Source organism: Bacillus massilinigeriensis, from assembly GCF_900111815.1.
GTDB classification, from domain to species: domain Bacteria; phylum Bacillota; class Bacilli; order Bacillales; family Cytobacillaceae; genus Mesobacillus_C; species Mesobacillus_C mediterraneensis.
On record NZ_LT630004.1, the window covers coordinates 65,134 to 83,763 of the forward strand.

Consider the following 18,630-nt stretch of genomic DNA (forward strand, 5'->3'; position numbering starts at 1 on the left):
TTTAGATGTGTTTCATGCAAGTTTTCTTTGAAGGCTGGACTTTAACCGATGATACTGAATTCTATATGTTTTCGATACATGGTGGAGTTATTACGTAAAAGTGGTTGAATGTTGTACACGAGGAAGTTTTCTTCTTGTAGATGTAGAACAGATGAATTAAGAAGAACAAATATTATGAATGAGAGGAGAATATTTTTTGATTCATTTATTGGAAAACATCTTCCAAATTACAGCAATAATCCTACTCCTATGTTCAATCTTTTACTATAGACATTTTAAAAAGATTAAGAGAGAAAGAAAACTAACTGCATTTGAGTTGTCAATTTATATTATCACTCGAATTGCACTATTTCTTTGTGCAGGTAGTTATCTACTACTTTTTTTAGATAGAAGTTTTGGATAGAAATTACAGGAGCGTTTCTGTAAGGAACAGGACCTATTTTTCTAAGATAAATAGTTTAGTTGAATGTTAAGCTAATGGTGGATGGGAGACGTAAGTATTGAGCGTAAATAGCGATTCACTTGTACCTTTTATCATTATGTGGGGAATACCAACTTTCATGGTTGTTAGGGCTTATTTAAAGATGAATACGGATGATAGAAAATCAGCAATCAATGATTTTAAGTCAACTCGTTTTATTTTTACAATGGGTTTTATTGTAATAGGAGCTTTTTTGGCACATTTAGGTTTTTTATTCTCAGTAAGTATAATTGAGATTATTGGACTCGTTTTCTTTGCTTTGGGCGGAATCTTTTCAGCATTTGATACGTGGAAGAAAAGCAAAATCAAGAGTGTGTTTATTCTTGTTTTAATATCAGTTGCCATTTCCTTAAGATAGTGGATAAAGGGATATTTATAAGAGGAGATTTGGAATGGAGATAAATTACAATTTAACAGAAGAAGATTATTTAAACTTTAATATGTTTCACGTTAAAAATTCAAAAGCGGTCAAAAGAACATTAAATATGCAAAGATTTTTAACGCCTATCATCTTTATCATTGCATCCTTTGTATTTTCAAAAGTCGGGAACATGTCTTTTCTTGGGGTATTCATTACCTTTTTAGTAGTGAGTATTCTGTGGATTATTTTCTATCCCAAATATTTCTATTCCTATGTTATCCGAAATACTAAGAAAATGATAAAAGAGGGAAAAAATGATGGCTTATTAGGTGAACATCATATGATTTTATCAGAAGAAGGAATCATCGATGCGACTTCTAATGGTGAAACAAAGGTAAGTTGGTTGGGTATTCAAACTCTATGCGAGGATAAACATAACATCTATCTTTATAACAGCTCGGTAAGTGCATACATCCTTCCAAAAAGAGAGTTAGATGACGTAGAGGAAATAAAGACTTATCTTAAATCGAAGGTGCGAAAATGAGTATTTCCGATGAATACTTGCCAAGAAATAAGCATGACTTTGAACGAGTGAACCAATTAAAAAAATTGAATAGAAAAGAACTTTTGCCTTTGTTACCTGGTCTGCTGGAATGGATTCAGGACATGAACTGGCCGATAGCAGAGGAAGTGGCAGAACTACTACTTACGTTTCCGAATGAAATCGTTCTTCTAATTAAAGAGGTTTTAGCCACGAATGATAACGTCTGGAAGTATTGGTGCTTGGAAATTTTGGTCAAGAGATTACCAAATGAATTAAGGAAGTCATTTAAAGGTGATTTAATTAGGCTGATTGAAAGTCCAACAACAGGAGAAAAGTTAGAAGAACTTGATGGAATTGCACTGGAGATTTTACAGATGATTGAATGAATTTTAGGGAGCTTATGAATGGAGAAAACGAATGTAAAGGTTTATTTTTCAGTGAAGGCAGATGATTTTTTTCTTGAGGATTTTACAAATGAGTTAGGAATCAAGCCTACAAGAGCATATAGAAAAGGCGAGGCGGTAAAGAGACCGTCTAATCCTAATGTGACTTCTAAAGGAACACATTACAGATTACATACCAGTTGGGAATTAGGAACGGATTACGAAGAATCTCTGGACATTAATGAACAGTTGAATTCCGTTTTGAGTCAATTGGAGGATAAGGCAGAAGAGTTAAATAGATTAAAGAGGAAATATGGTTTAGATTATAGGTTTGTCATAGTGATTCAGATTGAAAATAATGAAAAACCAGCCATGTACTTGGATAGAAGATTTATTCATTTTGCTGATTCCATAGGGGCAGAAGTGGATTTTGACCTTTATGTTTATAGCTGATGGAGACGTAAGATTACAAAATAATGAAGGAGCAGGGGAAGAACTATCACCCTGCTCTTTAAACGATTAAAATACCCTTTTGCTAAAGTAATCATATAATTGACTGTTCAAGCGTTTCAATTGAATGTTTTGTGAATGAGGAAATCCATCTTTTTTCGTCTTTTGGGAACACATCCAGCACGAACAATGCACTTTCCCTTTTGCGAAATATCCAGTAAAGCGAGATTGCCAACCTGAATATTTGGCAATCTTTGTTTTACGCTGAATCACTCTTTTCCGATGATGTCGAAAATAGGAACGACTACGATTTTTTTGATGTGGTTTCATTTGCCATCACACTCCTTGGGAAATGGCTTAGCCTGTAAAAGTCCCCCAAAGGAAAATTTGACTCTTACAGGCAGAGCCTGATAGCAAGAAATGTGGTGAGAAGGTCCAAGTTAATCACCTCTTGTAGATGTTTTTCTTTAATTATACAGCAAATAGATTATTTGAATATCTTATCAATCTGTTCTCGGTCATAGTCTAAAATCCAATCATTTAGTTCTTCATAAAGCGAACGTAAATCCTCTTTATTTGATGCAATAACATCACAGCCTCGGTCATCATATAGGTGGTAAATCATTTTCTTTGTAACATTTACAAAATAAATATCAATACCAGGTCGGTAAAACCCTTTTAGAATTTGGGATGGATGTGGAAAATCTTCATAACTAATAGCAGTTAAGAGCGGTTTATAACGAATGTCGCTCTTTTCACAGGACAGAGCAAATCGGTGCGTGACCATTTCTTCATAATCTTCACCGTCTTCATCTTCCCAAAAAACACTTGGTAACACCCTATGTTGCAGTTTTCGTCTTAATTCCTTGTCTTTTATATATTTTTGATAGACCTTTGTTGGTCTCTTTTGTAAAAAGGTATCGTTCTTCTCACAATGAATGTCTGTGACCAGTAACATTTCATCGGTATCATGAAAAACTTTATTGAATATGCCATTAATTCTTTCTTCGATTTGCTGAAGATTGTTCTTATCTTCATGTTGTACCCAGGGCATAGAAATTTCAAAACGGATACCATATTCCCATGAATAAAATAGGGGCGGTCTTAGAGTAAGGTTATCAAAATGCTCTTTCATAAATTGGGATAAAAAGTTTATCATATTGTTCCTCCAAATATATGGTTAATAATTGCGTACTTTGTAAAAATAGGATTTGAGGTAATATTGGTTTAGGAGGTATCTATAAATGTCAGATGTAAAATTGTTCACAGCTATTTATATTCCAGAAACACCATTTGTAAATGGGGGATTAAAGCCTAAGAGTACAAAGAAAAATAATTTTGATTTGCTGGAAAGCGAAAAAATAGCGGATACTCTTTATCATTTTATTTATAAAAAGGATGAAATACAAATACACAGCTATTATTATATTGGGGATTTAGAAGATGCCTTGGAAAGATATTTATTTGTGGAGAACAATGATTTATATGATGACTTTGTTTCACAGTTTTGGGGTGGTGGACAAAGGTATTGGGAAAGTGGTATGGATACCTATTTAGATTTTTATAGCCCCGAAACCGTACTTGAACAGCTAAATCAAGCATATAAGAATCGTTTTTATGAAGAGGATGAACCGACCCCTTTGTGCCATATATTTGGACAACAGATGTGGCATAGTAATGCCTATCTTATTGCCAATCGAACAGCTTTAATGGAACTTAAAGAAGCGATTGATGTTGCATTAAAGCATAAAGAAATAAGGTTAGGGTTATCCCCTTCAGATGGTGAGGGTTACGATTTATTTATTAAATGTGTTGAGGATGATTTTGAATGGGAAGAGTTAGAAATGCCATATCACGATAGAGATTGTTATGTACCTGATGAAACGGTAGGGATTCCACCACACAAGGCATTTAAGCAGTATAAACGTCATTTGCGTTAAAAACTTTATCTGATTAAAGGGAGAGATTAGATTGAAATGGGAAAAGTGTCCTTGTTGTGGTTTTCCAACAATTGAAGAACGGGGAATATTTGATATATGTGAACTTTGTTATTGGGAAGACGATGGACAAGACGACCCAAATGCGAATGAAGTATGGGGAGGTCCAAATGGTGATTATTCTCTTACAGAAGCGAGAAAGAATTTTAAAGAACACCTCATTATGTACCGAGATAGGAGAAATATAGAAAAACAAACCGATAAAGAAGTTGAATTAAAAAAATCTTTAATAAGTATGTTTGTTGAATTAGACAAGTGCAAACCTGATTCGTCAGAATATGAGGCACTTTGGAGGAAGATAAAGTCATACGAAAATATTTTAATGGAGATTTCTTATGAAACATACGGTTAGCAATTTGATTATATAAAAAGTGGGTGTCATGTTGGAAAATATGATGGATTTAGTATCTTTACTAAGAATGAAAAAAGTAAGAGTGATAGAAATACCTAAGTGGGGGACATATCTGCGAAAGCAATGGGAAGATAACTTTGTCAATCATCTTAGCGATAAAGAAAAGAAATCTATTTATCTTTATGATGAAGATGGTTGCTGTGGCTACCTATGGCATGTATTTAGTTATGAAAGAAGGAAATGCTTAATAGAAGAACAAGCTGATATAACATTTAACAAACAATCAAAACAATCTTGCTATGTTTTTTATCAGCATACCGATGATGCTTTTATCCTTGAAAATGCTTCACCTTTAACAGCCGAGGACTTTGTAAATGAAGAAGATGTTTACGTAGTAGATAAGGAGTTTAATTGGACTTATGTAAAAACTCATGAAACAGGCTGGTGCGGTCCATATTTTAGCCGAAGAGTTTAAGAAACTTTAGAGTAATTGAAGAATTAATGGTACTCTTTTTGATATATAGAAACTATAGGAGGGTTCTTATGAGCTTTGAGAGATTAGTCGAAAGAGTGAGGGGAAATGATGTAGTTTTATGGGTGGGAGCTGGTTTCTCCCTATATGCAGGTATGCCAAGTGCAAATACTTTAAGGGATTTAATAATTGATAGCTGTACAGAAGATGAAAAAATCTTTTTTGAGAATAAATCCCTTGGAGAAGTTGCAAATACATTTGTAGAATTACGAAATGGGTCTCGTAATGAACTACATAAACTATTACAAGATGTTATTGATATTGAGCCTACATCAATTTGGTCACATCAACTAATTGCTGAAATTCCTCAAATAGACTTAATCGTTACAACTAATTACGATAAATTGTTTGAAGAGGCTTATGGTCGAGATATTTCTCCAATAATTACTGATATACATTTACCGTTAGCAACGAAAAGAACAAAGTTATTTAAAATTCATGGAGATATTAATATACCTGAATCGATTGTTATAACAAGTAGCGACTATACGGATTTCTTTAGAAACCAAGATAAACCTTTATGGAATAAAATAAAGACTTTAATAGCTGAAAAAACAGTAATTTTTTTAGGATATAGTCTTTCTGACCAAAACATCAACTATTTATTTGAAAATGTGATTAGTGATATGGGGAGTTTCCAGAAAGAGCCATATTTAATTGCACCTAAACTTCCTTCGCATACAAAAAATCGTTTAACACAAAAAGGAATTCATTATATTGATATGAATGGTGAAGAATTTACTGAAAAGCTACATAGTGAAGTAAAAAAAAACTTTTAGAAGATATTCTTGATAACAAAATCGATAAAGAAGTAGGATTAGATATTTTAAAAAACAAATATGCTTTAAAAGCTACTATTCAAACAACTTCTGAAGGTTCTATGATAAAGTCTCTCGGCTCTTTTGACCGCCATAAAAAGATGAATTTAAATGTTAAATTTGACGGGATAAATTTTTTTCAATTATTTAAAGAATCCCCTTTTGATGCCTTTGAAATTTCAGGGGAAAATATTAAAGCAATGAATTCAAATTTTGAAGGAATTTCTATACCTAATAGCGGTAAAATTTCTTCTCTAAAAATTATTCCATTGCCTTCAAGAAAGTTGAATGTTGATTTATATTTCAAGGGAAGAGACATTTTCCTTTCTGACGTTCGTGCAGAAATTTTCGGAGGATTCAGTTCCACTTTATTAAAACTTACACATGAGTCAGCTTTATTTAAATTTGATTTTGAGAAAAAGGTTTTTCATTTTACATTAAAGAAATTTAAGCGTTTAAGAGATTTGGAGGAAATTATTGAATTTTTGATTTGTTTAGTTTCTGGAGAAGAACCACTCATTTTTTATATAAAAGATATAATTGAGGGTGATATTACAATTAAAGAAAGGGAAATTGAATTTTTAAAAATGAGTCCAGATGAAAATATTGCTATTAGAGAAGAACTATTAGAAATTCAGCAAATAGTGATATTGCTAAAAGAAGTTCAAAAACAATACCGTATTGCTTTTAGGGATTTTGAGTTTAATTTAACAGAAGATATTTTAAAAATTTTAGATATTCTTGAATTACATATGAGTAAAGATGTACAACTTATCAATAAACTTCATTTTTCCTCAAATGATATTAAATTTTATGAAAACACAATGAATCAAGAAAGATTTGTTGAAGAAATAAATACAAAACAACAGCAGTTCGTATTTGAATCAAAAAGAAAAGTCGGTACTATCAACTTATTGAACCAAGAAATTGAAATTAATGATGAATTAATTGTTAAATGTAATGATGCCTATATTACACAAGTGCAAAAAAGTTCAGAAGTTATTCTAAATGAGAATTTTAACGTAGAATTAAAAAGTGCTAATGAAGGAATTAAAATGGGCTTTTTAAAATACTTTAATGAATGATAAAGGTCGATAGGAAAAGAAAGACTTAGTACCTAAAACATACACTATGGACAATCCAGGCTTTTCGGAACGGATTATTTGATATCGTTCTTGATGGATTTGACGATAAATATGATATTACGGTTCAGAATGTCACGTTTGAAGGACCGAGAATGCCACCATATGGTTTTGATACAATCACCATGCGAGTACCAAGATTTGAAGTAATAAAATATGAGTATAAAGATGTTTCGGATATAATAAAACTGCCATTGGAAGCAAATTGAACTCATAGCGAAAAGAGGTCTTGGTAGGAGGAAATTTAACCCTTAACCCTTAACCCTTTATGCCTAAGCCCTGATACTATGTAAAGCCAAAATAAACCCTTGTGCCACATAATAAACCCATAGCAAAATCAGAACAAAGTTCTGATATGCCTGTGGAAAACGTGTGAACAAAAGCAGGAACAAAAGAAAGAATAAAGAGGGTGGGAACAGGAATCCCATCCTTTTTTGCCTGACTAAAAAAGAGAAGAAAAAGACTGATAAGACCTGTTCTATCAATACTTGAATGAAAGTGTGAGGGGTTCGTAAGAACCCCAAAAGCCTGAAAAAGAGTGCGAAAAAGCAGGAGAAAAAGGCAGGAAGAAAAGCAAGAAATAGCAGAACATTATTATCATAAATAATAAAGTTGTGGCAGAAAAAGTGGAGAAAAAAATTGAGAAAATGCCTGATTCGTGCAGAACTCTATTTTAACTGTTTGAAAATTCTTAAAATATGAACGTAGGAATGACAAGGGTTTGTGGAAAATGGGTGTAGCAGGACATTAATATTACTGAACAGCATAAATAGGAGAGTCTTATCCTTTGTGGATAAGGCTCTTTTAACAGTAGGAATTTCACTAATTGAAATAATATTTTAACTCCTAAATGATATTCAAGATCCGACTCTTTCTCCCTATGACTTCCTAGAACGTAACGGTGGTTAGGTATCCTTGATCCTGGTACTGGTCCGAGCAATTACAATTGAGATTAGAGAGTGTGTTTAAGATGATCGAGTGATATTTATAATGGGTTTTCGCCAAGATATTGCTAATGAAGTAATCCATAATATGGTATTATAATATAATAAAAGTCACGGTTTGCTAAATTGGCAGTATTATATTAATTCAAACATGGCGATGGAAAATATAAAAATGCGCAAACTCTTATATCATTTGACAAGATTGTCGAACTTAGACTCCATATTAGAATACGGTTTAGTATCAAGGAAAATAGTTAAAGATAATGAAGTTCGCTTTTTTGATGTTGCAGACCAAGAGATTATTGCTAAACGGACTGAACTTGGGCTTGATGAGTATATACCTTTTCATATTCATCCGTATTCTTCAATCGATGTTGCAGTAAAAAATACATACCCTGATGAAGAATTCATTTATATTTGCAATTCAAGGGAAAATGCTAAGAATAATAAATTTAAAATATTGCCGCGACACCCCCTAAGTAATGAAGAGGCATACCAATTGTATGAGTACTTTGAAGGCTTTGATGCCATTGATTGGGATACGATGCACAAATTAGGAATAGAAGATCGTTATACAAAGAGTGTGAAGATGGCAGAGTGTCTCACAAATCTTATTGTTCCGCCAAAGGTATTTCAAATTATTTATGTAAAGAGTGAAGAAACACGAAAAATCGTTGAAGAAAAACTAAAAGCTAAAGGTATCACCCAAAATCCACCCTATATCTATATAGGACCATGGCTTTAAGAATAACCGTATAAAAGAAAGGGAGGTGAAAACGTGATTATTTATACAACCGGTGATTTGTTAAGTTCTTCAGCTGAAGCTCTAGTTAATACCGTAAACTGCGAAGGCTATATGGGAAAGGGAATTGCTTATCAATTTAAATTAAAATTCCCTGAGAACAATAAAGATTATGTAAAGGCTTGTAAAACAGGTGAACTACAGATTGGAAAGCTTCATTATTATAAAGAAGACGGTAAGATTATAGTGAATTTCCCGACTAAAAACAAATGGAGAGCAAAGTCTAAGATGGAATATGTAGAGAAAGGACTGGATGAACTCTTATTTTTAATTGGAACGTTGGGGATTCAATCAATTGCCATACCTCCTCTCGGAAGTGGGAATGGCGGACTTGTCTGGAGCGAGGTAAAGAAACTGATTGAAGAGAAGCTAACAGCAGTCGATGAGAAGGTCCAAATTTTCGTTTACGAACCATCTCAAAATTATGTAGCACAACCGAAAACAGAACCTAATTTAAGCCTATCAGCCCTTGTATTAATGAATATCAAACACCACCTGAATAAATTTAATACGTTACGACTTCAAAAAACAGCTTTTTATATGGATATTTTTTCTAATGAAGACTATTTCAATTTCACAAGACATAAATACGGTCCATATGATATTTCAATTTCCATCATCAGCAAGAATATTAAAGAGTTTCAGAAGTATCATGGCGTAAATAATACCGATGAGGCATACGGAATTCTCTATAATAAAATTGTTAGCGGTAAGGTAGAATTAAAATTAGAAACCTTAGAGCCTTTTATTGAAAAAGCGGCAGAATATGTGAACACTCTACGTTCTAACCATGAATTGGAATGCTTATCAACCATTACCTATCTATTGAAAGAGAAAGAGGAATTATCTCAGGAAGAAATTGTTGATGAGTTTAAGCGCTGGTCAGAAGATAAGGCAAATAGGTTTTCTGAAAAAGAAATCATCAATGGAATTGAAAAGTTATTCGAAACAGATATCATTGAAAAAACATTAATGGGTTACACGCTTAGCCAATTCCGTGCAATTCATAGCTAATTACCAAAAATTTCGCAGCATCTCACATGGAGGTGCTATTTTTTATGCTCTTTTTTAGGAGGTTAGCAAAATAAGAATTCACAGAAAAAATGACTGCCCTTGCAAGGCAGCACGAGTTGAATTAAAGTATTATGTAAACCATGGAGTCAGATTTTCTTCAGGAGGATTAGAATGAAAAAATTTATTGTGGAAGATGATTTTTGGGAACTGTTCCCCACGGCCAAGATTGGTGTCGTTATTTTTCAAAATATCGATAACACGGTAAAAAATCCGGACGAGTATCAAGAGATGCTTTCCCACGCAGAAGAGCAAGCGCTCCAACACTTGACGGATGCTGAGTTCAGCAGCAATGAAGTGATTAAAGTATGGAGAGATGCTTTTCAAAAGTTCAAAACGAAAAAAGGTGCGCGCTCCTCGATCGAAGCATTGCTCAAGCGGGTACATAAGGGAAACCATATTGGCACCATTAATCCACTTGTTGATATTTACAACTCAATTTCATTGAAATATGCGCTGCCATGCGGGGGCGAGGATATCGACACTTTTGTTGGTGATGTCAGACTGACAAAAGCCGTTGGAAGTGAGGATTTCGTTACATTAGGTACCGATAAAAGTGAACCGCCGTATGAAGGAGAAATCGTATATAAAGATGATGAAGGTGCGATTTGCAGATGCTGGAATTGGCGAGAAGCGGTAAGAACCATGCTAACGGAAAATACGAAGAATGCTTTCTTGTGCATGGAATTGGTGGATGACAGCCGACTTCCTGAATTCGAGAAGGCACTAAGCGAACTGGCAAAACTAGTGCAGGATAACTTAGGCGGTACATTTAAAACGTCCATTCTGACGATCGATAACAAAGAGGTTTCTATATACTAGTGTTGCTGATTTTCTACAATAATTTCTAATTTTAATATAATAAACTAAATAAAGAGGAAATTTCCACAGCGATGATAGGATGTGATCTTATGTTTTTAAGAAATATAAAACTACTGCGTGAGGAGATTGAAGATTTCAGCAGCTATCCTTTTTCGATTTCGCCGATAAAAACACTGAAAGAGCTTAAGTTGAATAGGAACGTTACCTTTTTTGTTGGTGAAAATGGGTCGGGGAAGTCTACTTTGTTAGAAGCACTGGCTTTGAAGTGCGGCTTTAATACAGCGGGCGGCGGTAAAAATAACTATTATAATGCACCATCGTCCGAGTCCGCGCTTGGTGATTATATAAAACTATCCTGGCTGCCGAAAGCAACAAGCGGTTTTTTCCTTAGGGCGGAGTCTTTCTATCATTTCGCTACACATATCGATGAGATGGGGGATTATGAGCCATACGGCGGACGTTCGCTGCATAGCCAATCACATGGCGAATCTTTTCTATCGTTGTTCGCAAATCGCTTTCAAGGTAATGCCATATATTTATTAGATGAGCCAGAGGCTGCGCTTTCACCCCAAAGGCAGCTGACTTTCTTGAAAATTATCCATGATTTAGCAAATGGAGGCAGCCAATTTATCATCGCGACCCATTCTCCTATTATATTAGGCTACCCGGGTGCAACCATTTTGAGTTTTGATGGAGAGGAGATTGCGGAAGTAGATTACGAGACCACGGATCATTTCCAAATTACGCAATACTTTCTCAACAACAGGGAAAGCTTCCTGCACAAGCTTCTAGACGATTGAAGTCTTTAGAATTGGAATAAATTAAAGGGATATTCGATTTCTTGAAGAAATAGGGTGTTAGATACATTGCGAACAGTCCGTTAAGTACCAAATATAAAAATTCCAGAGGAGGAATTTGCATGTTACCTCAGCGGGTGTCATTAGTGACGATTGGGGCAGTTGATCTGCCGGCATTGCGTGCTTTTTATCAAAAATTAGGGTGGAGCGAATCGAAAAAGAGTTCGGATAGCTATGCAATATTTATGACAGCGGGAGTTATTCTATCTCTTTTTCCAATATCAGAATTAGAGAAGGATGCCTGTGTCGAAATCGACAGATCACTAGAGGCCTTCAATAAAATAGCATTAGCAATAAATATGAATCTCCCGGAAGAAGTCGATTCTGCAATTGATCATATTCGTAATTGCGGAGGGAAAATACTCCGCGAGCCAAGCGATGCATTCTGGGGCGGACGGACTGCTTATTTTGCCGATGTCGAGAATAACCTTTGGGAAGTGGCTTGGAACCCTGACTCGATATTTGATGAGCGTGGAGCAATGCTGGATTTTTAAAAATTAAGCGGAAAAACCCCTTCTCGAAAAAAAGCATTATATACTGTATCTCTGTTTGTAGTAATCCTTCATCAGCGCTCTCCTTCTATATGGTGGATGTACACGCACGTGGAGGATGGAACATGCCCATTCACGACAATAAGAAAGCTGGAGCTACGTCTATTTCGTTTATTTTTATGGCAGCAAATATGATGCGGTAGCTTCCGCAACATTTACAGCAGCTGCAGTCAGCAGCGGGACAGAACTTATTCCTAGTGTAATATAAAAAAGGCTTTTTATTATTATTCTGGAAATACTTCTAATTTTTTGATAGTGGGGAAACTTTTCCGCCTGCTTTTCGTATGAATGGAGAATGGAGGGAAAGGAAATGATAGAAAAAAAGCTTGAACTGTATCGCGATATTTATTCGGAATTAAAACCGGCATTAAGCTGGAAGGTTTCGGACAAGCGAATGATCATGCTCATTGCTTCAATTTACGCGATTTCTGATAAGCCGTTTAACCTCAACCGTTTTATGAAAATCAGCGATTATATCAAAGGAAGCGTCGGGTTTTTTAACACTTTAAAATCAGAGCCGCGCTTTTCCATCGCCGCCATGCTGGATGTCCGCTACCACGACTCAGAGGAGAAGTTTCAGGAGCTATTAAGCGTTTATGAACAATTAGTGGAGAATCAGTTTAGCAGAGGCGGGCCTACCTACATTGCTGCAGGAGTACTGATGAATCAGTGTCAAGACATGGATCAACTAAATATTCCGCGCATGATGGAAGTTTACAAGGGTATGAGACGCCATCACTTTTTCCTAACATCGAGTACTGATTATCCTCTCGCAGCATTACTCTCAGGCCGAAAGGGAGAGGTGGAGGACATTTTGGAACGTGTGGAGTATTTTTATCGGGAACTGAACAAGAACGGGTTCTATAAAGGCAATGACCTGCAGTTTTTGAGTCATATCCTTGCCATAGATGAGCATGGTGATGCAGATCGGTTAATCGAGCAATGCATAGCTGTTTACGATGCTTTTACAATGGCAGGAAGAAGGCCGAAAACCATTCATTATCCTACTGTCGGCCTTCTTGCCCTTCTGGAAGACGGAAGCAAGGAAGTAGGAGCTGTTATGCGGGGAGCCGAAAGTTTGAATACGCAGAGCCATTTCAGATGGCATAAAGACATGAACCTCCTTATGGCGGCGAACCTGCTTGTGAGTGAGAGAATCGATAATGCATCTTTGCTCGAAACAGGAATGTACACCACGATTGATACGATCATCCAGGCGCAGCAAGCTTCCACCATCGCCGTCATGGCGAGTGCTGCAGCAGCTTCCTCCTCCTCATCCGATGGAGGGAATTAGGCTGCCGAACTTTTTTCGTCTTCAACCGAGTGACGAACACAGTCACTGCTACTGTTCCATGTTTCTTTTGTCCGATCGGAGAGCTAACCGCTCCGTAATCAGGGGGTGGATTCATCCTGCCTCAGCAATTTTTCCACCATTGCGATCACTATAGCGGCGGCCTTATGGCTGCCTTTTTTGCTTATTCGTCGGCAAACTCCATCGCATAAAGCTCCTCAAAGTACATCTCCTGATATTTTTTGTTCAAAATGCCGGTGAAATAGGCGATAGGATTTTTGACAGGCATCCTCGTTTTAATTTTTCGAATCAGCTGCTTGAAAGCATCGAGAGACGTTTCCAGAACGGTGTTTTGTTCGTTTTCTCGGCAGTTGCGGTAGGCAATGATCCCGCTCATCCTCCAGAACTCCTCAATCGTCTTGGCGTTAGGGTAAAAGCATTTAACGAGTCGGGTAAAATCCTTTGGCACTCGATCGCTGACAAATTCATAGTCCTTTGGCTCAAAGTTATCCACAGGGGGTGGTTCATTTTCACTGAACCGGGGTTCTTCACGTTTTTTTATGTTTGATATTTTAGTTTTAAAAGGAATGCTAGTTTTATTATGGTGGTCCATTATTTCCTCTTTGGGTGGTTCAGTCTCGGCAAAAGGAAGAAAAACATAAAGATTGCTGGACTGGGAGCCGTTTTTTCGCTCGGTTTCGTGGACGGTAAAAATGCCAATTTCCTTTGCCTTAAGGATCATCCGCTTAAAAGTAGAACGTGAAATACCGCATTCGCCATAGTCCTCGTGAATGGCTTTCAGCACAGTGGCGATTTTTGCATTGCATACGCCGGGGATTTTGGCCGCAAAACGAACAAGTCGCTTCAATCCAACCAATTCTCCCTTTGTGAATTTCTCTTTATATGCTGCCATCCACATTTCCATACTGTTATTGAATTCTTTCAAACTCTCGAACTGAGAGTAGCCTGCAAAGTTTCCGATGCTTCCCGACTTCATTGTCACAATAATGCACCGCCCTTTCACTAGTTAAATATAGAAAAAAGGACAAAACGGACAGGGTGGTTAAGGGGAAATTGTGAAAGAGTTTTGACAGTTGAGGTAATCTCGAATGGAATAAAGAGAAGTTTGGTAGTTTGGCACCGAAATCTTATGGCGATTATTCTATTATCCCTAGTAGGTTGCACCGCTCGAACTGGCCGGTGCCGTTGTGCTGAAAGAAATAAAGAATGGCGAGGCGCATTTTAAGCAGGACTTCGTTGCGTTAGCGGAAACCAGAATTGAAAGACTGCCTTCCCCTTGTAAGCAAGCGAGTAGAGGGAGCAAAAGTGACCATCAACGGGGAGGGGGGCTGTAACCGCAGACGAAGGCAGAGGATTTAAAAGGAAGCGGGGTCAAAATAAGAGCATTGATGTGAAAATTGAACTGTCTGAGGAAAGTGGTAGTTCATTTGTTGAAGGATTCATTCGACTGGTTTCAACAGGAGAAACAAGCAGTGCGGCAGTGCTAATTTCTGTTTCATTTATGAGCTATGATGGCAAGTGAGACAAGCCATTAAACCTTGGTTCAGCAGGATAGAAAGCCTCCCCCATCCCAAAAACTCGCCATGTCACCCTTAGAAAACCAATGAAAATGACCATTTTTAAGGTTTTGCGGGCGGAATGGGATTGGTGCTTTACTGGCAGATGGATCGGGCATCAAATAATAGAGAGGAGAAAGGAGTGGTTGGAAATGAACTGGAAGATACTGTAGATAAATTGAGGTTTACCGTAGATAACTGGCGGATTACCGTTGATAAAATGCTGTTTACCGTTGATAAATCGGCGATTACCGTAGATAACCTGCTTGCAGGAGCTGCAAGATTGCCGAAAGTCTGCTGTGTAACCGGTTACGGAAGCGGCATGATTCAAAAAAACCTCGCCCCATCCCAAAAACTCGCCATGTCACCTTAGAAAACCAATCAAAATGACCATTTTTAAGGGTTTTCGGGCGGAATGGGATTGGTGCTTTACTTGCAGATGGATCGGGCATCAAATAATAGAGAGGAGAAAGGAGTTATTGGAAATGAACTGGAATCTACCGTAGGTAAATTGAGGTTTACCGTAGATAACTGGCGGATTACCGTTGATAAAATGCTGTTTACCGTTGATAAATCGGCGATTACCGTAGATAACCTGCTTGCAGGAGCTGCAAGATTGACGAAAGTCTGCTGTTTAACCGGTTACGGAAGCGGCACGATTCAAAAAAGCCTCGCCACATCCCAAAAACTCGCCATGTCACCTTAGAAAACCAATGAAAATGACCATTTTTAAGGTTTTGCGGGCGGAATGGGATTGGTGCTTTACTGGCAGATGGATCGGGCATCAAAACATGGCTTGATGAGGGGGGAGGAACTACCCTCATCAAGCCATATCACAAGGTTTTTACCAACACGAATTCATCCCGGATCGGAATGTGATTGTCTGGGTTCACGAGCGGAATCTGCGGCTTCACTGCTCGCGCTTTTTCCACGGCATTTGGCAAGACCTCCACGACTTGATATCCTCTCTTTTGATAGAAGGAGAGCGCACGAATATTATCATTCGTCGTAATTAAGGTCACCTTCTTACACTCTTGTTTCTTGGCCTCTCGCTCTGCAGCTTGGAGAAGCCTTGTCCCAACCCCTTTATTCTCTTGAATGCTGTCAAGAGAAACGATTTCACAGATTTCCCTTTTAATAATGAAGGTGACCAGTCCTTTAATGGAGCCGTCGAATAGAAAAACAAAGCCGTCGAGCTCGCTGCAGTCATATTCACCGAAGCTAGTTACCATCGTAGTGCCACCCCAATTTTCCTCGAAAAAATCACGGAGCAGTCTTTTGTCTAGTTGCTTTATCGGAAAAAACAAAGCCTTCCCCTCCATTCATAAATTAGTTTGACTTTCAAGCAAGCACTATCATATAATGACAGTGTACCTTAATTTGGATATAAAAGGGAGTATGTTATATGTTAGGTGTCGTTCTTAACTAACCGTAAAAGAATACGGACATTCGAAGGTTTATTTAAGTATGCCTTTCTGAATGTAGTTAAGAACAATGGTCATAGCATACTCATCCTTTCTTGAAAGGGGGCTGTGGGATTGTGCGCAGCCCTTCTTTAGTGTATGGGCGCGGGCATTGCCTACCTCTTCAAGCAGGAAGAATATATTGTCTGCGCATAACTGCAGCCAAAAGGCCACTTAGAACATTGTTCTTTGTGGTCTTTTTATTTTTTACAGGAGGGATAAAAATTGAACGAAAAGACGTTGGAAATATTGGAGTTTCATAAGATTATCAACACGCTTTCTGGATTTGCGCTGACGGAAGAAGGAAAAAGGGAACTGGCGAAGCTTGCACCGTCAACGAATAAAGTGCAGATTGAGATGCAGTTGGATGAAGTGACCGAAGCAGTAAGGATACTGGAAAAGAGCAGCAGTGTGCCGATTCACTCGCTCGATGGCCTTGAAACGGTGCTGTCGGGGATGAACAAAGGAGTACCACTGCGGGTAGACCAACTGATGAAGCTTTTCTATTTCCTAGAAGAGTGCCGGAAGCTGAAGACTTTTATGAAAGATAAAATCTATGCTGCGCCGAGAGTGGCAACGTACGTGGCTTCTATTCAAGAACTGCCGCAGCTTGCCGAGGCGATCAGCACGTGTATCAGACAAGGGAGGGTGGACGATTATGCTAGCAAGGAGCTGCAGCGGATTCGAAAACAGCTTTCCATCCAAGAGGAACGCTTAAAAAACAAAGTTCAATCGCTGTTAAAATCGCCAAAATATAAAAGCTGTCTGCAGGAGAGCATTGTCAGCACTCGGCAAGGGCGTTACGTCATCCCTGTGAAAAAAGAGCATAGAGGAAAAGTTCGCGGGGAAGTGCTTGATATGTCTGGTTCCGGTGCAACGCTCTACATCGAGCCAGAAGAGTTGAGAGCACAGCAGGAGCAGCTGATGTTCATCAAGATGGAAGAGGAAAAAGAAGTCGAACGCATTCTTTGGGAGTTGACAGGTCTTTCCGAGGAGCATGAACCACAGCTAAAGCTGGCCGTGGAAACGATGATCTATTATGATGTGCTTTTTGCGAAAGCCAAATACAGCCGCAGCATTGGCGCAATTGCGCCAGCGATAAATGAGTCCCAGCGGATTTTGCTAAAAAACGCTGTCCACCCGTTGTTAGGAGCGGGTGCAGTGCCGCTGAATTTTTCGATCGGACACGATTACCATGCGCTTTTAATTACGGGTCCGAATACGGGGGGAAAAACGGTCACGCTTAAAACAGTCGGATTGCTGACGCTCATGGCTCAATGCGGGCTTCACATTCCATCAGGGCCTGGAAGCGAGATTAGCATTTTTCAGCAAATTCTCCTCGATATCGGTGATGGGCAAAACCTACAGCAGAATTTAAGCACATTTAGCTCGCATATCACCAATATCATTGGCATTTTAAAAGAAACAAATGACCGCACGCTAGTATTGTTGGATGAACTCGGTTCTGGCACTGACCCTGGCGAAGGGATGGGGCTTGCGACCGTCATTCTCGAACAGCTTTATGAAAAAGGGGCCACATTGCTCGCTACGACGCACTTCAGCGAAATCAAAGCATTTGCCGAAGAGCGAGAAGGCTTTGTCAACGGCTCCATGGAGTTTGATTTGGAATCGCTGAAGCCAACGTACCGGCTGATAGTCGGAAAAGGCGGGGAAAGCCAGGCATTTTCCATCGCATGGAAGCTCGGCATGCACCCAGAACTGATTCAAAAAGCGCACCGCATCACATATGGAGCGGAGCAGGAGTACTCGGTTCCATTTACTGATCCTGCCTCCATCAGCGATATGGAAAAACAAATCATCGTGAACAAATATAAAAAGCGGAATCATGCGAAAAAGGAAGCATCGCGAGAGAAGCTGTTTGAAAAAGGCGATAATGTGAGGGTGTCCTCAACAGGAGAGTTTGGCGTTGTATATGAAGGTCCTGACGAGAATGGCCACTATATGGTGCAAGTAAAAGGAACGAAGCAAAGCATCAGCCATAAACGCCTCGACTTGCACATTCGGGCAAGCGAACTGTACCCGGAAGGCTACGATTTTGATATTATTTTCAACAGTAAGGAAAATCGGAAAAAGTCTAAACTTATGTCAAGGAAATACGTCGAGGGTTTAACAATTGAGCATGAAGAATAGAAGGGAACCTGCCATGGGTGTGGCAGGTTTTTCGTTTGTTC

Annotated in this window: 22 protein-coding genes; 19 read left to right on the top strand and 3 right to left on the bottom strand. The window is 38.1% G+C overall.

Annotation, left to right across the window (positions count from 1 at the left end):
- Positions 1-500 precede the first annotated feature (500 nt).
- The 4 genes from BQ5796_RS00335 to BQ5796_RS00350 are packed head-to-tail and all read left to right on the top strand — an operon-like array spanning position 501 to position 2,222.
- Positions 501-839 carry a hypothetical protein gene (locus BQ5796_RS00335; RefSeq protein WP_071458450.1) on the top strand — a complete coding sequence of 113 codons (339 nt, stop codon included), beginning with the start codon at positions 501-503 and terminating at the stop codon, positions 837-839.
- A 34-nt stretch (positions 840-873) separates the two neighbouring features.
- Complete coding sequence (locus tag BQ5796_RS00340; RefSeq protein WP_071458451.1) at positions 874-1,386, top strand: YcxB family protein; 513 nt, start codon at positions 874-876, stop codon at positions 1,384-1,386.
- Positions 1,383-1,772, top strand: coding sequence for a DUF5071 domain-containing protein (locus BQ5796_RS00345; RefSeq protein WP_071458452.1), 390 nt, complete (start codon positions 1,383-1,385; stop codon positions 1,770-1,772). The genes BQ5796_RS00340 and BQ5796_RS00345 overlap by 4 nt, the downstream gene beginning before the upstream one ends.
- 18 nt (positions 1,773-1,790) lie before the next feature.
- The gene (locus tag BQ5796_RS00350; protein ID WP_071458453.1) at positions 1,791-2,222 is read left to right on the top strand and encodes a DUF4279 domain-containing protein; all 432 of its coding nucleotides are present in this window, start codon (positions 1,791-1,793) and stop codon (positions 2,220-2,222) included.
- A 484-nt stretch (positions 2,223-2,706) separates the two neighbouring features.
- Here BQ5796_RS00350 and BQ5796_RS00355 read toward each other — a convergent pair whose 3' ends face one another.
- A complete protein-coding gene (locus BQ5796_RS00355; RefSeq protein ID WP_071458454.1) occupies positions 2,707-3,378 on the bottom strand; it encodes a DUF3885 domain-containing protein in 672 nt (223 codons plus the stop codon).
- Positions 3,379-3,463: 85 nt separating this feature from the next.
- Between BQ5796_RS00355 and BQ5796_RS17605 the strand changes: the two genes are divergently transcribed.
- From BQ5796_RS17605 to BQ5796_RS00410, 11 genes are all read left to right on the top strand, one after another.
- On the top strand, positions 3,464-4,159 hold the full coding sequence (locus tag BQ5796_RS17605; RefSeq protein WP_083412998.1) for a hypothetical protein: 696 nt from the start codon (positions 3,464-3,466) through the stop codon (positions 4,157-4,159).
- Between the two features lie 31 nt (positions 4,160-4,190).
- Positions 4,191-4,568, top strand: coding sequence for a CPCC family cysteine-rich protein (locus tag BQ5796_RS00365; protein ID WP_071458455.1), 378 nt, complete (start codon positions 4,191-4,193; stop codon positions 4,566-4,568).
- A 43-nt stretch (positions 4,569-4,611) separates the two neighbouring features.
- Entirely contained in the window at positions 4,612-5,043 is a 432-nt protein-coding gene (locus BQ5796_RS00370; protein ID WP_071461080.1) for a DUF4275 family protein, read from the top strand.
- A gap of 68 nt (positions 5,044-5,111) precedes the next feature.
- The gene (locus BQ5796_RS00375; RefSeq protein ID WP_071458456.1) at positions 5,112-5,879 is read left to right on the top strand and encodes an SIR2 family NAD-dependent protein deacylase; all 768 of its coding nucleotides are present in this window, start codon (positions 5,112-5,114) and stop codon (positions 5,877-5,879) included.
- A gap of 101 nt (positions 5,880-5,980) precedes the next feature.
- Positions 5,981-7,003, top strand: coding sequence for a hypothetical protein (locus tag BQ5796_RS00380; protein WP_071458457.1), 1,023 nt, complete (start codon positions 5,981-5,983; stop codon positions 7,001-7,003).
- Between the two features lie 1,173 nt (positions 7,004-8,176).
- The gene (locus BQ5796_RS00385; RefSeq protein ID WP_234969280.1) at positions 8,177-8,749 is read left to right on the top strand and encodes a DarT ssDNA thymidine ADP-ribosyltransferase family protein; all 573 of its coding nucleotides are present in this window, start codon (positions 8,177-8,179) and stop codon (positions 8,747-8,749) included.
- A 33-nt stretch (positions 8,750-8,782) separates the two neighbouring features.
- Positions 8,783-9,820, top strand: a complete 1,038-nt coding sequence (darG, locus tag BQ5796_RS00390) for a type II toxin-antitoxin system antitoxin DNA ADP-ribosyl glycohydrolase DarG (protein ID WP_071458459.1) — start codon at positions 8,783-8,785, stop codon at positions 9,818-9,820.
- Between the two features lie 171 nt (positions 9,821-9,991).
- A complete protein-coding gene (locus tag BQ5796_RS00395; RefSeq protein WP_071458460.1) occupies positions 9,992-10,699 on the top strand; it encodes a B3/B4 domain-containing protein in 708 nt (235 codons plus the stop codon).
- An 89-nt stretch (positions 10,700-10,788) separates the two neighbouring features.
- Positions 10,789-11,499 carry an AAA family ATPase gene (locus BQ5796_RS00400; RefSeq protein ID WP_071458461.1) on the top strand — a complete coding sequence of 237 codons (711 nt, stop codon included), beginning with the start codon at positions 10,789-10,791 and terminating at the stop codon, positions 11,497-11,499.
- A 119-nt stretch (positions 11,500-11,618) separates the two neighbouring features.
- Positions 11,619-12,050: a VOC family protein gene (locus BQ5796_RS00405; RefSeq protein WP_071458462.1), complete on the top strand. Its 432-nt coding sequence runs from the start codon at positions 11,619-11,621 to the stop codon at positions 12,048-12,050.
- Between the two features lie 367 nt (positions 12,051-12,417).
- Positions 12,418-13,401 carry a DUF4003 family protein gene (locus tag BQ5796_RS00410; RefSeq protein ID WP_159430962.1) on the top strand — a complete coding sequence of 328 codons (984 nt, stop codon included), beginning with the start codon at positions 12,418-12,420 and terminating at the stop codon, positions 13,399-13,401.
- Positions 13,402-13,582: 181 nt separating this feature from the next.
- On the opposite strand, the gene BQ5796_RS00415 is transcribed toward BQ5796_RS00410, so the two are convergent.
- Positions 13,583-14,395 (bottom strand): hypothetical protein, encoded by an 813-nt coding sequence (locus BQ5796_RS00415; RefSeq protein ID WP_234969359.1) that lies wholly within the window; start codon positions 14,393-14,395, stop codon positions 13,583-13,585.
- A 414-nt stretch (positions 14,396-14,809) separates the two neighbouring features.
- Between BQ5796_RS00415 and BQ5796_RS18620 the strand changes: the two genes are divergently transcribed.
- From BQ5796_RS18620 to BQ5796_RS00425, 3 genes are all read left to right on the top strand, one after another.
- On the top strand, positions 14,810-14,941 hold the full coding sequence (locus tag BQ5796_RS18620) for a hypothetical protein (RefSeq protein ID WP_282956844.1): 132 nt from the start codon (positions 14,810-14,812) through the stop codon (positions 14,939-14,941).
- A 116-nt stretch (positions 14,942-15,057) separates the two neighbouring features.
- On the top strand, positions 15,058-15,348 hold the full coding sequence (locus BQ5796_RS00420) for a hypothetical protein (protein ID WP_141769912.1): 291 nt from the start codon (positions 15,058-15,060) through the stop codon (positions 15,346-15,348).
- Between the two features lie 42 nt (positions 15,349-15,390).
- A complete protein-coding gene (locus BQ5796_RS00425; protein WP_141769913.1) occupies positions 15,391-15,681 on the top strand; it encodes a hypothetical protein in 291 nt (96 codons plus the stop codon).
- 127 nt (positions 15,682-15,808) lie between these two features.
- On the opposite strand, the gene BQ5796_RS00430 is transcribed toward BQ5796_RS00425, so the two are convergent.
- Entirely contained in the window at positions 15,809-16,297 is a 489-nt protein-coding gene (locus tag BQ5796_RS00430; RefSeq protein ID WP_071458467.1) for a GNAT family N-acetyltransferase, read from the bottom strand.
- A 366-nt stretch (positions 16,298-16,663) separates the two neighbouring features.
- Here BQ5796_RS00430 and BQ5796_RS00435 point away from each other — a divergent pair, with 366 nt between their 5' ends.
- Complete coding sequence (locus BQ5796_RS00435; protein ID WP_071458468.1) at positions 16,664-18,589, top strand: endonuclease MutS2; 1,926 nt, start codon at positions 16,664-16,666, stop codon at positions 18,587-18,589.
- Positions 18,590-18,630 lie beyond the last annotated feature (41 nt).

Bases quoted from the DNA above. Each gene is read 5' to 3' on its own strand.
- BQ5796_RS00340 (WP_071458451.1), top strand. From the start codon at position 874: ATGGAGATAAATTACAATTTAACAGAAGAAGATTATTTAAACTTTAAT.
- BQ5796_RS00345 (WP_071458452.1), top strand. From the start codon at position 1,383: ATGAGTATTTCCGATGAATACTTGCCAAGAAATAAGCATGACTTTGAA.
- BQ5796_RS00350 (WP_071458453.1), top strand. From the start codon at position 1,791: ATGGAGAAAACGAATGTAAAGGTTTATTTTTCAGTGAAGGCAGATGAT.
- BQ5796_RS00355 (WP_071458454.1), bottom strand. From the start codon at position 3,378: ATGATAAACTTTTTATCCCAATTTATGAAAGAGCATTTTGATAACCTT.
- BQ5796_RS17605 (WP_083412998.1), top strand. From the start codon at position 3,464: ATGTCAGATGTAAAATTGTTCACAGCTATTTATATTCCAGAAACACCA.
- BQ5796_RS00370 (WP_071461080.1), top strand. From the start codon at position 4,612: ATGGATTTAGTATCTTTACTAAGAATGAAAAAAGTAAGAGTGATAGAA.
- BQ5796_RS00375 (WP_071458456.1), top strand. From the start codon at position 5,112: ATGAGCTTTGAGAGATTAGTCGAAAGAGTGAGGGGAAATGATGTAGTT.
- BQ5796_RS00380 (WP_071458457.1), top strand. From the start codon at position 5,981: ATGATAAAGTCTCTCGGCTCTTTTGACCGCCATAAAAAGATGAATTTA.
- BQ5796_RS00385 (WP_234969280.1), top strand. From the start codon at position 8,177: ATGCGCAAACTCTTATATCATTTGACAAGATTGTCGAACTTAGACTCC.
- BQ5796_RS00395 (WP_071458460.1), top strand. From the start codon at position 9,992: ATGAAAAAATTTATTGTGGAAGATGATTTTTGGGAACTGTTCCCCACG.
- BQ5796_RS00400 (WP_071458461.1), top strand. From the start codon at position 10,789: ATGTTTTTAAGAAATATAAAACTACTGCGTGAGGAGATTGAAGATTTC.
- BQ5796_RS00405 (WP_071458462.1), top strand. From the start codon at position 11,619: ATGTTACCTCAGCGGGTGTCATTAGTGACGATTGGGGCAGTTGATCTG.
- BQ5796_RS00410 (WP_159430962.1), top strand. From the start codon at position 12,418: ATGATAGAAAAAAAGCTTGAACTGTATCGCGATATTTATTCGGAATTA.
- BQ5796_RS00415 (WP_234969359.1), bottom strand. From the start codon at position 14,395: ATGAAGTCGGGAAGCATCGGAAACTTTGCAGGCTACTCTCAGTTCGAG.
- BQ5796_RS00420 (WP_141769912.1), top strand. From the start codon at position 15,058: ATGGGATTGGTGCTTTACTGGCAGATGGATCGGGCATCAAATAATAGA.
- BQ5796_RS00425 (WP_141769913.1), top strand. From the start codon at position 15,391: ATGGGATTGGTGCTTTACTTGCAGATGGATCGGGCATCAAATAATAGA.
- BQ5796_RS00430 (WP_071458467.1), bottom strand. From the start codon at position 16,297: ATGGAGGGGAAGGCTTTGTTTTTTCCGATAAAGCAACTAGACAAAAGA.